The 14,907-nt window shown below is 73.8% G+C and carries 12 protein-coding genes; 10 read left to right on the forward strand and 2 right to left on the reverse strand.

Annotated elements, in window-relative coordinates; genetic code table 11:
• Window positions 1-39 precede the first annotated feature (39 nt).
• Window positions 40-240, reverse strand: coding sequence for a hypothetical protein (locus AC0665_RS22970; protein WP_478705692.1), 201 nt, complete (start codon window positions 238-240; stop codon window positions 40-42).
• A 178-nt stretch (window positions 241-418) separates the two neighbouring features.
• On the opposite strand from AC0665_RS22970, the gene AC0665_RS22975 reads away from it, so the two are divergent.
• Both AC0665_RS22975 and AC0665_RS22980 read left to right on the forward strand, forming a co-directional pair.
• Entirely contained in the window at window positions 419-1,693 is a 1,275-nt protein-coding gene (locus AC0665_RS22975) for a sensor histidine kinase (protein ID WP_478705693.1), read from the forward strand.
• Window positions 1,694-1,799: 106 nt separating this feature from the next.
• Window positions 1,800-2,477 (forward strand): response regulator transcription factor, encoded by a 678-nt coding sequence (locus tag AC0665_RS22980; protein ID WP_478705694.1) that lies wholly within the window; start codon window positions 1,800-1,802, stop codon window positions 2,475-2,477.
• A 202-nt stretch (window positions 2,478-2,679) separates the two neighbouring features.
• Here AC0665_RS22980 and AC0665_RS22985 read toward each other — a convergent pair whose 3' ends face one another.
• Window positions 2,680-3,702 (reverse strand): Gfo/Idh/MocA family oxidoreductase, encoded by a 1,023-nt coding sequence (locus tag AC0665_RS22985; protein ID WP_478603724.1) that lies wholly within the window; start codon window positions 3,700-3,702, stop codon window positions 2,680-2,682.
• 128 nt (window positions 3,703-3,830) lie between these two features.
• Between AC0665_RS22985 and AC0665_RS22990 the strand changes: the two genes are divergently transcribed.
• The 8 genes from AC0665_RS22990 to AC0665_RS23025 all read left to right on the forward strand — a co-directional run bounded on the left by AC0665_RS22990 (window position 3,831) and on the right by AC0665_RS23025 (window position 13,996).
• Window positions 3,831-4,568, forward strand: a complete 738-nt coding sequence (locus tag AC0665_RS22990; protein ID WP_363119214.1) for a GntR family transcriptional regulator — start codon at window positions 3,831-3,833, stop codon at window positions 4,566-4,568.
• 123 nt (window positions 4,569-4,691) lie between these two features.
• Window positions 4,692-5,840, forward strand: a complete 1,149-nt coding sequence (locus AC0665_RS22995; RefSeq protein WP_363119196.1) for an ROK family glucokinase — start codon at window positions 4,692-4,694, stop codon at window positions 5,838-5,840.
• Window positions 5,837-6,418, forward strand: coding sequence for a sugar kinase (locus AC0665_RS23000; protein ID WP_363119197.1), 582 nt, complete (start codon window positions 5,837-5,839; stop codon window positions 6,416-6,418). Before AC0665_RS22995 ends, AC0665_RS23000 begins: the two co-directional genes overlap by 4 nt.
• An 85-nt stretch (window positions 6,419-6,503) precedes the next feature.
• The gene (locus AC0665_RS23005) at window positions 6,504-9,365 is read left to right on the forward strand and encodes a DEAD/DEAH box helicase (protein WP_478705695.1); all 2,862 of its coding nucleotides are present in this window, start codon (window positions 6,504-6,506) and stop codon (window positions 9,363-9,365) included.
• A gap of 527 nt (window positions 9,366-9,892) precedes the next feature.
• The gene (locus AC0665_RS23010) at window positions 9,893-12,091 is read left to right on the forward strand and encodes an SWIM zinc finger family protein (RefSeq protein WP_478705716.1); all 2,199 of its coding nucleotides are present in this window, start codon (window positions 9,893-9,895) and stop codon (window positions 12,089-12,091) included.
• Between the two features lie 145 nt (window positions 12,092-12,236).
• Entirely contained in the window at window positions 12,237-13,466 is a 1,230-nt protein-coding gene (locus AC0665_RS23015) for a cytochrome P450 (protein ID WP_478603716.1), read from the forward strand.
• 158 nt (window positions 13,467-13,624) lie between these two features.
• Window positions 13,625-13,819 (forward strand): hypothetical protein, encoded by a 195-nt coding sequence (locus AC0665_RS23020; RefSeq protein ID WP_363119200.1) that lies wholly within the window; start codon window positions 13,625-13,627, stop codon window positions 13,817-13,819.
• A 30-nt stretch (window positions 13,820-13,849) separates the two neighbouring features.
• Window positions 13,850-13,996: a hypothetical protein gene (locus tag AC0665_RS23025; RefSeq protein ID WP_478705696.1), complete on the forward strand. Its 147-nt coding sequence runs from the start codon at window positions 13,850-13,852 to the stop codon at window positions 13,994-13,996.
• Window positions 13,997-14,907: the final 911 nt, after the last annotated feature.

Consider the following 14,907-nt stretch of genomic DNA (forward strand, 5'->3'; position numbering starts at 1 on the left):
ACCCCCGCCGGGGCCGTGGGCCGGACGTCCGTGCGCCGTTCAGGCGGACTTCCGGCTCCCGGCCGCGGCGAACAGGGCGACGCCCAGCACGAGCAGCGCGACGTTCGCGTAGACCTCGTGGCCGTCAAGGAACCCAAGGCGCTGCACCAGGCCCCAGTCCCAGTCGGTGAACTCGTGCGCCAGGCCCGCCACGCCCTGGACCAGAGCGAGGAAACCGAGAAACTCCAGTACCTGCTTCATGCCACGAGCCTCGCCCCGCGGATCAGCCACGCACATCGGCCGCGAGGCGAGCACCCGGTGACGGAAGTCCGCCCTCCGGCGCCGTGGCGGCATCGAAAGTCTGCGGTGTGCCGACTTTGGTCGACGAACCCGGCCGCACCCGGGTGGCACGGCCGGCGGCTGCGTAGATTTGTCGCTCGTGACTGGTGACGACGTGCGGCACGCCTCCCCGGCAGCCGGGGGAGAGACACCCGTGCTGTTCACCGGGCGCAGATGGTTCTTTCCGTCCGCCCTCCTGCACGAACTCGACCCCGACGCCGCACGGGCCGGGCGGCGGCCCCGTCGCACCGCCCGCGACTGGGTCGTCGACTTCTCCTGCTTCCTGCTGGCCGTGCTGGTCGGCCTGACGGCCGTCGACGCCCTCGCCGACAACCCCCGGGTGCCGCACGCACTGGCCGTCGCCGACCAGGTGATCGGCGCGCTGGCCTGCGCCGCGGTCTGGCTGCGCCGCCGCTGGCCCCTGGGGCTCGCCGTCGCCATGACCCCCGTCGCCTTCGTCTCGGACACCGCGGGCGGCGCGGGCCTCATCGCCCTGTTCGCCCTCGCCGTGCACCGCCCCTTCCGGTACGTGGCCTGGGTGGGCGGCGTCAATGTGGCGCTGACGCCCCTCTTCTACTGGCTGCGTCCCGACGCCGAGATCCCCTACCTGGTCACTGTGCTCTTCGCCGGACTGCTCACCGTCGCGATCGTCGGCTGGGGCATGTTCGTACGGGCCAAGCGGCAGCTCCTGGTGAGTCTGAGGGACCGTGCCCGGCGTGCCGAGACGGAGGCGCGGCTGCGGGCCGAGCAGGCGCAGCGGCTCGCCCGCGAGGACATCGCACGGGAGATGCACGACGTGCTCGCCCACCGGCTGACACTGCTGAGCGTGCACGCGGGCGCCCTGGAGTTCCGGCCCGACGCGCCCCCGGCCGAGACGGCGCGGGCGGCGGGCGTGATCCGGGAGAGCGCGCACGAGGCGCTCCAGGACCTGCGGGAGATCATCGGTGTGCTGCGCGCGGGCGAACCCGACGACACGGGCCGGCCGCAGCCGACCCTCGCGGCGCTGGACACACTGGTCGCCGAGTCCCGCGAGGCCGGTATGAAAGTCGCCCTCGACCAGCGGGTCGAGACCCCTGCCGCCGTCCCGTCCTCCGTCGGCCGCACCGCCTACCGGATCGCCCAGGAGGGCCTGACCAACGCGCGCAAGCACGCCCCCGGCACGGAGGTCACGGTGACCGTCACCGGCGCGCCGGGCACGGGCCTCACCGTCCAGGTGCGCAACCCGCCGCCCGAGGGCGAGGTGCCCCCCGTCCCCGGCTCCGGGCAGGGCCTGATCGGCCTGACGGAGCGGGCGACGCTGGCGGGCGGCCGGCTGGAGCACGGGCACGCGCCCGCGGGCGGTTTCGAGGTACGGGCGTGGCTGCCGTGGCAGTGAGCACGCCTCGCCCCGCCGCCCGGCTGCCAACACCGCGCGCGACGCGAGGAGTTGGCACCGCCCTTCCGGGCCCGCCGCCCCGCCCCGCCGTGATTACGTAGGGCCCATGACTGCGATCAGACTGCTCCTCGTCGACGACGATCCGCTGGTGCGGGCCGGGCTGTCCTTCATGATGGGCGGCGCCGACGACATCGAGATCGTCGGCGAGGCCGCCGACGGCGCCGACGTGGAGGCCCTCGTCGACCGCACCCGCCCGGACGTCGTCCTCATGGACATCCGGATGCCGAAGGTCGACGGTCTCACCGCCACGGAGCGGCTGCGTGCCCGTGAGGACGCCCCGCAGGTTGTGGTGCTCACCACCTTCCACGCCGACGAGCAGGTGCTGCGGGCGCTGCGGGCGGGCGCCGCCGGGTTCGTCCTCAAGGACACCCCGCCGGCCGAGATCCTCGCCGCGGTGCGCCGGATCGCGGCCGGCGACCCCGTCCTGTCGCCCACGGTCACCCGGCAGCTCATGCGGCACGCCGTCGGCACCATCGCCGACACGCGCCGCACCCGCGCTCGCGACCGCATGGCCGTCCTCAACGACCGCGAGCGCGAGGTCGCCGTCGCGGTCGGCCGGGGCCTGGCCAACGCCGAGATCGCCACCGGCCTCTTCATGAGCGTCGCCACCGTGAAGACCCACGTCTCACGCATCCTGGCCAAGCTCGACCTCAACAACCGGGTGCAGATCGCGCTGCTCGCCTACGACGCGGGGCTCCTGGAGGAGGAACAGGAAGAGCACTGACCGATTCCGGAGCTGAACGCGGCGCGGCTCCCGCAAGGCGAGTCGCGGCACCGTGCCAGGCGAGCCGAGCCTCCCGGTCACGGTCACGGGGCGGGGCTCCGGTCAGGGGGCTGGGGCATTTCGGCAGAGGACGGCAGGGGGACTCGGTTCTTGGTCGGTGAGTGGGGAGCTCACGCCGGGCGGGTGGGGGTCGTGGCTTCCGTCAGGGGAACGTGGGGGAGGGGCCGCCGGGGATCTCCGCGAGGTGTACCGGCCTGCGCTCCCGCCTTGACAGCTCGCACGCCTCGGCGATCCGCAGCGCCTGCAACGCCTCGCGCCCGTCGCAGGGGTTGGCCCGCTCGCCCCGGACGACCTCGACGAACGCGTTCAGCTCCGCCTCGTAGGCGGGCCCGAACCGCTCCAGGAAGCCCGTCCACGGCTTGTCCGCGGCCGGTGGCCCGGTCGGCTCGGTGGACGCGATCGGCGTGCGGTCGTCCAGACCGACCACGATCTGGTCGCGCTCCCCGGCGAGCTCCATGCGCACGTCGTAGCCGGCCCCGTTCATCCGGGTCGCGGTGAGCGTGGCGAGCGTGCCGTCGTCCAGGGTGAGGAGCGCGGCGGCGGTGTCGACGTCGCCCGCCTCCCGGAACATCCTGGGGCCGGAGTCGGACCCGGCGGCGTAGACGTCCACCACCTCCCGGCCGGTCACCCAGCGCAGTACGTCGAAGTCGTGGATCAGAGTGTCCCGGTACAGCCCGCCGGACAGCGGCAGCCACGCGGCGTCCGGCGGCGCCTGGTCGCTGGTCAGGGCGCGCACGGTGTGCAGCCGCCCCAGCCTGCCGTCGCGCACGGCCTCGCGCGCCCCCGTGTAGCCCGCGTCGAACCGGCGCTGGAAGCCCATCTGGAGCACCGTCCCGGCCGTCTCGACCTCGGCGATCGCGCTCAACGTCCCCGGCAGATCCAGCGCGATGGGCTTCTCGCAGAACACCGGCAGGCCCGAGCGTGCTGCCCGACCGATCAGTTCGGCGTGGGCCGACGTCGCCGTCGTGATCACCACGGCGTCGACCCCCCAGCGGTAGATCTCCTCCACGCCGGGCGCGGCGGTCTCGCCCAGCCGGTGCGCCAGTTCCTGGGCCCTGGCGGGGTCCGCGTCCGTCAGAATCAGGGAGCCGACGTCGCGATGCCGGCTGAGCGTGTTCGCGTGGATGGTGCCGAGGCGGCCCGTACCGATGACGCCGATGCGCATGAGAACAAAGTGCGGGCACAGTCCGCCGCTGTCAATCCGTATGTCCGGACAATCTGACTACACGACTTCCCGTCAACAACGCACGGAGCTACGCTCGGCCCGTGCCGAAACCAGAAGTGGACCCGACCGTGCAGCTCGAGCTGAGCGTGGACCGCAGCTCCCCCGTGCCCTTGTACTTCCAGCTGTCCCAGCAGCTCGAAGCAGCCATCGAGCACGGCACGCTGACCCCCGGCAGCCTGCTGGGCAACGAGATCGAACTCGCCGCCCGGCTCGGCCTGTCCCGGCCGACCGTCCGCCAGGCCATCCAGTCGCTCGTCGACAAGGGCCTCCTCGTCCGCCGCCGCGGCGTGGGCACCCAGGTCGTGCACAGCCAGGTCAAACGCCCGCTGGAGCTCAGCAGCCTCTACGACGACCTGGAAGCGGCGGGCCAGCGTCCGGCCACCAAGGTCCTCGTCAACACCCTCGTGCCCGCCACGGCCGAGATCGCCGCCGCGCTCGGCGTCGCCGAGGACAGCGACGTGCACCGCGTCGAGCGGCTGCGCCTCGCCCACGGCGAGCCCATGGCCCACCTCTGCAACTTCCTGCCCCCCGGCCTGATCGACCTGGACACGGACCAGCTGGAGACGACCGGCCTCTACCGTCTGATGCGCTCGGCGGGCATCACCCTGCACAGCGCCCGTCAGTCGATCGGCGCCCGGGCGGCGACGACGGAGGAGGCGGAGCGGCTGGCGGAGGAGACGGGCGCGCCGCTGCTGACCATGCAGCGGGTGACGTTCGACGACACCGGTCGAGCAGTGGAATACGGCACACACACCTATCGCCCGACGCGCTATTCGTTCGAGTTCCAGTTGCTCGTGCGGACGTGATGGTCATGCTGCTGAGGGGCGTGGGGAGCGGCGCGACAAGCCCCCACCGGCCCGCACTCGGCGACGATTCGCACCACCCCTCTGCTCCGCACCCCGCCTCCCCGTGAGGCAGAATCGGCGGCGATGAGCACCTACCGCGACCTCACCGCCCCCATCGGCTCCCGCCGTGCCACCGCGCTCCGCACCGTCGGCACCCGGGAGCGCCGCTCACATCTGACGGCCCCCCGCGTGCCCACGGTCGGCATCGACATCGGCGGCACGAAGGTGATGGCGGGCGTCGTCGACGCCGACGGCAACATCCTGGAGATGCTCCGCACGGAGACCCCGGACAAGTCCAAGAGCCCCAAGGTCGTCGAGGACACCATCGCCGAGCTGGTCCTGGACCTCTCCGACCGGCACGACGTGCACGCCGTCGGCATCGGCGCGGCCGGGTGGGTGGACGCCGACCGCAACCGGGTGCTGTTCGCCCCGCACCTGTCCTGGCGCAACGAACCGCTGCGCGACCGCCTCTCGGGCCGGCTCTCCGTCCCGGTCCTCGTGGACAACGACGCCAACACCGCCGCCTGGGCCGAGTGGCGCTTCGGCGCCGGGCGTGGCGAGGACCACCTGGTCATGATCACCCTCGGCACCGGCATCGGCGGCGCGATCCTGGAGGACGGCCAGGTCAAGCGCGGCAAGTACGGCGTCGCCGGCGAGTTCGGCCACATGCAGGTCGTGCCCGGCGGCCACCGCTGCCCCTGCGGCAACCGCGGCTGCTGGGAGCAGTACAGCTCCGGCAACGCCCTGGTCCGCGAGGCCCGCGAGCTGGCCGCCGCCGACTCGCCCGTCGCGTACGGGATCATCGAGCACGTCAAGGGCAGCATCGGCGACATCACCGGCCCGATGATCACCGAGCTGGCCCGTGACGGCGACGCCATGTGCATCGAACTGCTCCAGGACATCGGCCAGTGGCTCGGCGTCGGCATCGCCAATCTCGCCGCCGCCCTGGACCCCTCCTGCTTCGTGATCGGCGGCGGTGTCTCGGCCGCCGACGACCTGCTCATCGGCCCCGCCCGGGACGCCTTCAAGCGGCACCTCACCGGCCGCGGCTACCGCCCCGAGGCCCGCATCGTCCGTGCCCAGCTCGGCCCCGAGGCCGGCATGGTCGGCGCCGCCGACCTCGCCCGGCTGGTCGCGCGCCGCTTCCGCCGCGCCAAGCGCCGCCGCGTGGAGCGCCACGAGCGCTACGAGCGGTACACGCAGTCATTGCGCAGCAGCCAGGAGACGCTGTGACCGCCTCCCTGCCGCACCAGGGCTCCTGGACCGACGGGCCGGACCGTCCGGTCGAGGACCGTCGCCACATGATCCGCCGCAGGGCCCTCACCCTGCTGATCATCGTGCTGCTCATCGGCGTCCCGGCCGGTTACCTCGTGATCTCCGCGAACCAGAGCCGTGACAGCGGCAAGGACAAGGAGGCCAAGTACTCGGCGACCGGCCTGACCGCGGGCTGGCCCTCCAAGCTCCAGCGCCGGATCTACCAGGTGCCCGTCCCGCACCCGGCCTGGCACGTGGCGTACTACGAGACCAACAACTGGAAGACCAGCCGCCTCTACACCCAGTTCGAGACCAACGCGGCCGGCCTGGACGCCTACCTGACCGGCCTGGGCGTGACCCGTGCGGACCTGAAGCGGGGCGACGTCACCATCGGCGCCCGCGACCGGAAGATCACCGGCTGGAAGTTCGCCACGACCGACTCCTGGTACGGCTTCGTCCACCGGCAGAAGAACCCCGCCCCCACCCACGACGTGGTCGTGGACCTCTCCAACCCGGCGTATCCCTGGGTGTACGTGGTGTCCCGGACCGTGCCCTGAGCCGCCGCCGGAGCTGATTGTCGGACCCCGCCCGTAGAGTCGGAGACGACTGATCCGACACGCAGGGCGGGAGGTGGCAGGACGTATGCGAGAGACGGCTCCGACGATCGATCGGGCTCCGGAATCACCGGACTCATCCGACGCGGCGGCCGCGCGGGTCCCGGTCCGGCTGCCGGCCGTCTTCCTGCCCGCGCCCCTGCCGCGCGAGGGGCGCATCGCCTTCTGGGACCCCCAGGGTGAGCCCCTGCCCGCCGAGGACACCGAGCTGACCGTCGTCCGACGGCACGGCGCTCGCGGAGTCCGGCGGCGCACCACCCCCGCCCTGACCCTCCCGCTGGACGCCGCCCTGCCGCTCCTCGTCCGCGCCCGGCACGACCCCGCGGCCCATCCGGCCACGGCCTGCTGGGGCGCGGCCGCCCTGCACGCCCTGCGGCTGACCGCCCGCGGCCGGCTGCTGCCCGGCCTGACCGCCACGGGCCACGACGCCTGGCGCGCCGGCCCCCTCGACCCGGACGACATCGCACACCTGCGCGCGGTGGCCGCCGCCCTGCCCCCCGAGGGACACGCCGTCCCGCTTCCCGGCCCGGGGCCGATCCGGCTGCCCGAACCGGAAGCGCTGGTGCGCGCCTTCCTGGACGCGGTCGCCGACACCCTGCCCCGCACCCCGGCGGCGCCCCACGCCTCCGGCCGGCCCTTCGCGGCCCGCCCGGCCCAGCACCTGCCCACCGCCCACGACTGGGCCGCCGAGGTCGCCGCCGGGATGGACGCCGGCGTGCGGATCTCGCTCCGCCTCGACCTGTCGGCCTACGACCTGTTCGACGGCGCCTCCGACGACGCCGCCCGCAGCGCCGGAGCCGCGATCGTCCAGGTGCACAGCCTCGCCGACCCCACACTCGTGACCGACGCGGCGGCCCTGTGGGCAGGCGCGGCCGACGACACGTTCGGGCCCCGCGCCCGCGTGGACGCGGCCCTCGCCGTCCGCCGGGCGGCCCGGGTCTGGCCCCCGCTGGACCGGCTCGCCGACCAGGACGTGCCCGATGTGCTGGCCCTGTCCGAGGACGAGCTGAGCGACCTGCTCGGCGTCGCGGCGACCCGGCTCGCCGCCGCCGGGGTCGCCGTGCACTGGCCCCGGGACCTCGCCCAGGACCTGTCCGCCGCGGCGGTGGTGCGTCCGGCCCCCGGCTCGGCGACCGACGGCACCGGCTTCTTCGAGAGCGAGGACCTCCTCCAGTTCCGCTGGCAGCTCGCACTCGGCGGCGACCCGCTCACCGACAGCGAGATGGACGCCCTGGCCGAGGCCCACCGCCCGGTCGTCCGGCTGCGCGACCAGTGGGTGCTGGTCGACCCGGCCCTCGTCCGCAAGGCCCGCAAACGGGACCTGGGCCTGCTCGACCCGGTCGACGCGCTGTCCGTCGCCCTCACCGGCACCGCCGAGGTGGACGGCGAGACGGTCGAGGCCGTACCGGCCGGAGCCCTGGCCGCCCTGCGCGACCGCCTGACCGCCGGCATCCGCCCCGCCGAGCCGCCCCCGGGCCTGCGGGCCACCCTGCGCGACTACCAGCTCCGGGGCCTGGCCTGGCTCGACCTGATGACCTCCCTCGGCCTCGGCGGCTGCCTCGCCGACGACATGGGCCTCGGCAAGACCGTCACCCTCATCGCCCTGCACCTCAAGCGCTCCCGCCGCGAGCCGACCCTGGTCGTCTGCCCGGCCTCCCTGCTGGGCAACTGGCAGCGGGAGATCACCCGCTTCGCCCCCGGCACACCGGTCCGCCGCTTCCACGGCCCGGACCGCAGCCTCGACGACCTGGACGGCGGTTTCGTCCTCACCACGTACGGCACCATGCGCTCGGCGGCCCCCGCCCTGGCCGAGCGCGGCTGGGGCATGGTCGTCGCCGACGAGGCGCAGCACGTCAAGAACCCCTACTCGGCCACCGCCAAGGCGTTGCGCACCATCCCGGCCCCCGCGCGCGTGGCCCTGACCGGCACACCCGTCGAGAACAACCTCTCGGAGCTGTGGGCCCTGCTCGACTGGACCACCCCGGGCCTCCTCGGCCCGCTGAAGTCCTTCCGCGCCCGGCACGCGCGTGCCGTGGAGAACGGCGAGGACGAAGAGGCGGTGGAGCGCCTGGCCCGGCTGGTCCGGCCGTTCCTGCTGCGCCGCAAGAAGTCCGACCCGGGCATCGTGCCGGAGCTGCCGCCCAAGACGGAGACCGACCATCCCGTCCCGCTCACCCGCGAACAGGCCGCGCTGTACGAGGCGGTGGTCCGGGAGTCGATGCTCGCCATCGAGACGGCCGAGGGCATGCCGCGCCGGGGCCTGGTGCTCAAGCTGCTCACCTCGCTCAAGCAGATCTGCGACCACCCGGCGCTGTTCCTTAAGGAGGAGCACACCCCGGCCGCCGGCGACCGGCTCGCCGCCCGCTCCGGCAAACTCGCCCTGCTGGACGAGCTGCTGGACACGGTGCTGGCGGAGGACGGGTCCGCCCTGGTGTTCACCCAGTACGTCGGGATGGCCCGCCTGATCACCTCCCACCTGACCGGCCGCGCGGTCCCGGTCGACCTCCTGCACGGCGGCACCCCGGTTCCCGAGCGGGAGCGCATGGTCGACCGCTTCCAGGCGGGTTCGACGCCGGTCCTGGTGCTGTCGCTCAAGGCCGCGGGCACCGGCCTGAACCTCACCCGCGCGGGCCATGTCGTGCACGTCGACCGCTGGTGGAACCCGGCCGTCGAGGAACAGGCCACCGACCGCGCCTACCGCATCGGCCAAACCCAGCCGGTGCAGGTGCACCGCCTCATCGCCGAGGGCACGGTCGAGGACCGCATCGCCGAGATGCTCCAGTCCAAGCGGGCCCTCGCCGACGCCGTCCTCGGCTCCGGCGAATCCTCCCTCACCGAACTGACGGACCGCGAGCTGTCCGACCTGGTCTCCCTGCGGAGGCCCGCATGACATCCCGCCCGGCCGACGAGGCCCGCCGCGCGCTGCGGGAGGCCAGGGAACGGGCGGCCCGGGACCCGGCCGCCCCGGACCCGTCCCCGGCCGACGGAGCCGCCCGAGCCGCCGGCCAGGAGGCGCCCAGGCCGGCGGACGTGGCACGCGAGGCGCTGCGCAGAGCGATGTCCGAGCAGACGGGGCTGACGGACCCGTCGGAGGAGGCGGACGAGGCGGCAGACGCGGCAGAGGCTGCCGACCGGCAGGACGCCGACGCGGGGGAGGTCCGGCCCGAGGCGGTCGATGCCCCCTGGCCGGTCGACGGGCCGGAGGCCGAGGACGTCGAAGGCCAGGGAAATCAGGGCGGACGTGAGGTGCCCGGTGCGCCGCACGGCTCCGATACCGCCGAGGTCGCCGACGCGCTGGACGACTCGGCTACCCCCGACGAGACCGCTGCGTCGGAGGGCGGCTCCGTGCCCCGCACGGTCAGTGGGTCGGCGTCTGCGGGTGCGCTCCGTGATGCCGATGCGTCCGGTTCTGCTGGTGTGTCCCGCAGTGCCGGTGCGTCGGAATCCGCCGCTTCGCTCCGCAGTGCCGGTGCTGCTGGTGTGCCCCGCGCCGCTGGTGCGTCGGAGGGCGGCTTTGAGCCCCGCACGGTCAGTGAGCCGGGTTCTGCCGGTGCGCCCCGCAGTACTGGTGCGGCGGATGGCGACTCCGAGCCCCACACCGTCAATGCGCCAGAGGCCGCTGCCGTACCCCGCAGCGCCGGTGCGCCGGAGCCCGCCGCCCCCCTGACCGTAAGCGCGCCGGACGACACCCCGGCCGTCGCGTCACCGGAGCCGGAGACATCCGGTGACCCGCTGCCGGGCGCCCCGGCAGGGCCCACCCCGGCCGGTGCCGCCCCCGTAGGGTTCGCCGACCGGCCGGGTACCGGGCAGCGCCCCGCGGACGTCGCACGAGAGGCGCTGCGCGCGGCGCGGGACGACGCGCGACGGGCCCGGGAGGAGACCGAAAGGGAAGGTGCCCGCCGCAGGCGCCGGGCCCGGCAGAGTGCCGTGGACGAAAGGACGGCGGCTGTGCGACGGGCGAGTGCGGACGCCCCGGGCGGCGGCGTGCGTGACGTACGTCAGCTGCTCTCCGACGCGTTCCGCATGCCGAGCCCCCCGGACACGACTCCGGACGACGGCGAACAGACGCCCGGGCAGGACGAGGGCCGGTCGCCTCGCACGACCGGCCTGCTGCACGGGCCCGCCGCGCCCGGCGCGCATACGCGGGACAGCGCACCCAGCACCGAGAACGCAGAACTTCCGCCCGCGCCCCACGCCGCTCCGACCGGGTCCAGCCGCCCGGCACCCCGGGCCCCGGAACCCGGCCCGCACCCCGGTGACCCGGCAGCCCCGGACCCGGACCCGGACTCGGACCCGGCCCACGCCCCGTCCCCGGCCGCCGCCACCCGAAGCCCTCGCCCCCCTCGGTCCCCCCGCTCCATGGCCGCCCCGACCCGTGACAGCGAACTCCGCCGCACCTTCCCGCCCTTCCCGCCCCGCGGCGGCGACCGCTTCGCCGAGAGCTGGTGGGGAAACGCCTGGGTGAGCGCTCTGGAGCAGGGCGCGCTGGACGTGAAGCGGCTGGAGCGCGGGCGGGGGTACGCCGGGCAGGGACATGTCGACGCCATCACGGTGACACCCGGCCTGGTGCTGGCCTACGTCCAGGGCAGCCGGCCCCGCCCCTACCGCGTCCAGGTCCGTCTGCGCACGCTCGACGACACCGACTGGGACCGTTTCCTGGACGCCGCCGCCGACCGTCCCGGGCACATCGCGGCGCTGCTCGACAAGGAGATGCCCCAGTCGCTCGCGGACTGCGGCGTGCCGCTGCTGCCCGGGCCGGGCGATCTGGAGCCCCGGTGCAGCTGCCCCGACCGCGGACACCCCTGCAAGCACGCGGCGGCCCTGTGCTACCAGACCGCCCGGCTGCTCGACGCCGATCCCTTCGTGCTGCTCCTGCTGCGTGGCCGGGGCGAGCGGGAACTGCTCGACGCGCTGTCCCGGCTGAGCGCCACCCGCGCCGCCCGGGCCGCGCAGGACAGGGGCCCGGCGCCCCTGCCCGGCGTGCGGGCCGCCGACGTGCTCGCGTCGCCCGCCCACCCGCCCCTGCCCGCACCACTGCCTCCGCCCGCGCATCCCGAGCAGCCCCCGGCCTATCCGGCGGCCCCCGGCGGCCCGGACCCCTTCGCCCTGGACCAGCTGGCCACGGACGCCGCCGCCCGCGCCCACGCCCTGCTCAGCACCGGCCTCGACCCGGTGGGACAGCTGACCTTCTGGCAGGACGCGGTCCGTCTGGCCGCGGCCCGCCCGGGGGCGGGGCTCACCGCGGGCACCCGGGCGCTGTACGCGTCCCTCGCCGAAGCGGCGGGCCGCACCTCGTCCGAGCTGGCCCGGGCGGTCGCCGCCTGGCGTCAGGGCGGGTTGGAGGGCCTCGCCGTGCTGGAGGAGCCGTGGGACCCGCCAGCCGGCCGGTTCGACCGGGCCCGGCCCCTGCTCCTCGCCGCCGACCTGCCCGCCTTCCGGCCCTGGCGCAACCACCTCACCCACCCCCGGGGCCACGTGCAGCTCCGCCTCGGCCGCGATGGTCTCTGGTACGCCTACGAGTCCGAGCCGGGCCACGACGACTGGTGGCCCCGCGGCACCCCCGACCTGGACCCGGTCGGCGCCCTCACCGGCCTGGGCCTGCCGAGCGACCTCTGACGTCCACGGGCACCCGCAGGGCTGAGGCGAGGGCGACCGCAAGAGCTGGGTGAGGGGGCCCGGGCGGCGGAATCGACGGCGTGACGGCCGTCTGGCCGGCGCACCGTGCCGGTGTCGGGAAAGCCGTCGGGGGCACTCCAGGCACATGAGTCCCCACCGACTGGTACCCGAGTCCCTGGCCCTCCTGACCGAGGGCTATGCCTGGCTGCCCGACCTGATGCGCGCCGAGGACGACACCGCGCTCGGCTTTCGCGTCCTCGGGCGCCCGGCCCTGGCCGTGCGGGGCCCCGAGGCGGTCCGGTTCTTCTACGACGAGCGTCACGTCCGCCGTCACGGCGCACTGCCCGGCCCGGTCCTGAGCACCCTCTTCGGCCACGGCGCGGTCCACACCCTCGACGGCGAAGCCCACCGGCAGCGCAAGTCGTTCTTCCTGCCCCTGCTGGAGACGGACGCCGTGACGGGCTCGGCGGAGCACATCGCCACCGCCTGGGACGAGGCCGTACCGCGCTGGCGGCAGCAGCCGAGCGTGGTGCTCTTCAACGCCGTCGGCCGGGTGATCACCCGCGGTGTCTGCCGCTGGGCGGGCGTCTCCCTCGCCGAGGACGAGGAGGAGCAACTGGGGCGCGACCTGCTGGCCATGGTGGACGGATTCGCCACGGCGGGCGCCCGGCACTGGCGGGCCAGACGAGCGCGGGCCCGCCAGGAACAGCGGTTCGCCGATCTCGTCGGCGACGTGAGGTCCGGGACGGTCCGGGCCCCGGCCGGTTCCGTGCTGGACCGGGTCTGCCGCCACCGTGACGCGGACGGTGCCGAGCTGACGCCCCGGATCGCGGCGGTGGAGCTGCTCAACGTCATCCGCCCCACCACGGCCCTGACCTGGTTCGTGACCTTCGCGGCACACGCCCTGCACCGCTGGCCCGAACACGGGGAGCGGCTCCGCGAGGGCGAGGCCGGGTTCGCCACGGCGTTCGCCCACGAGGTCCGTCGCTTCTACCCCTTCGCCCCCTTCCTGGGCGGCCGGGCCGTCACCGACCTGACCTGGCAGGGCCGTCACGTCCCGGCCGGCGGGCTCGTCCTGCTGGACGTCCACGGGCAGAACCACGACGAACGCCTGTGGAAGGACCCGTACTCCTTCCGCCCCGAGAGGTTCCTCGACCATCCGCCCGGCCGGGACGAACTGATCCCGCAAGGCGGCGCGGACCCACACACCGGACACCGCTGCCCGGGCGAGGCCCTGGCCGTGGGCGTCCTGGAGACGCTCTCCCGTCGCCTGGCCGACCTTCCCTACGAGGTACCGCCGCAGGACCTGACCATCCCCCTGGACCGCATCCCCACGCGGCCGCGCAGCGGCATGATCATCCGAACGCTCGCCTAGCGGCCAGTGGACAGTGGACAGAGGACGCAGCGCGGTGCCGCGGTGCCACCGGGACGGGCGGGGTGAATGTCTCCGTTGAACGTTTGGGGTGCGACCCGTGAGTCACCCGTCTACGCGGCAAGCGTTTCGGCGCGCAGGTCGAGCAAGGAGGAGAGCCGATGTCGAATCCGCAACAGCCGGAACTGCGGCGCAGTGACAAGGGAGCGGGCACCCCGCAGGACAGCCAGGCCCGCAAGGCGGCACAGCCGGGCCCCGGAAGCGGCGGCCACGCGCATGGCACGGACCGCGGTGACAAGGGCGGCGGGGAAGGCGGCGGTACGCCTCCCGAGCAGCAGCCGGACCACCCGGCCTGAGCCCACCGTACGAACGATCCCGGAGAAGTCGTGACCGTACCCGAGGAGAACCGCCCGAAGACGACGTCCACCGACGAGGTCGTCGAGACGCCCGGCGACGGTGCCACCGGCCGCACCATGCGGGAGGCACTGGAGGAAGCCGGACTCAGCCCGGACGACGTGCGCGACGAGTCCTGAGGCCGTCACATGACGAGGCCGCACCGGAACAATCCCGGTGCGGCCTCGTCATGTGACGGCCTCTGAGACATCCGCCGCGGAGGCCAGATACACGTACGCGGGGGCTATCACCTCGGGCTGGGTGACCCGGCCCATCGGCGCCGAACTGTCGAGTCGCCGCCGTGATCAGGACGACCTTTACCTCCATCTCGGCCTCCGGCCCCGGGCGTTGCTGACGCAGGAAGCGGTAGCACTCAGGGCGGCACACGACAGCCGCACGCCGTGGATCGCCACGGGAGCGACGTTGATGCCGGTAGCCCCGTGCGCACTCTCCGTATCCGGCTCCAGCGCCAGCCCCACGGCCGACCCCCCTGCGCCACCCGCATTCCTCTTCGCCCCCACAAGCCACTGAACAGGGCAGACAGCGAAACCGCAGCGGTCGTGTCATCCGGGCACGGTTACCTCGCAACGACGTCACGCTGCGTGCCTTTTTCGCTTTCCGGCCGGTGGAGAACCGGCTGCGTACACATGCCGCTCACGTCCTCGTGACAAAGGAAGAAATGGCGCGAGCGGTGAATGGCGATCAGGTTTTGTCAAAACGGACATAGGGGTGCCAGTCGCCGCAGATGAACTGAGATTCGAAAATGGTTGACCCCGAACCGTGCCGTCGCCTAAGATCTTGATCATTGCGGGGAAATTTTTCGGCTGGTGGTTACGCGGGGGGCGGCTGCTTGTGTTCTTCTTTCCACCTTGGGATTTGGTGTGCCTGATGGGCCCTGTCTGAGGTGATTCCACAGCTGAGTGACCCGCGGATCTCGCGCGGAAGTTCACCCGTCAACTTCTATTGACCACTGTGGCGTTCACGGCCTATCGCGGCTCCTGGCATCACTCATGCCATGGCCCGGTGGCCCGATTCGCCATGCCGTGACGCG

Source organism: Streptomyces sp. NPDC043685 (genome assembly GCF_056436585.1).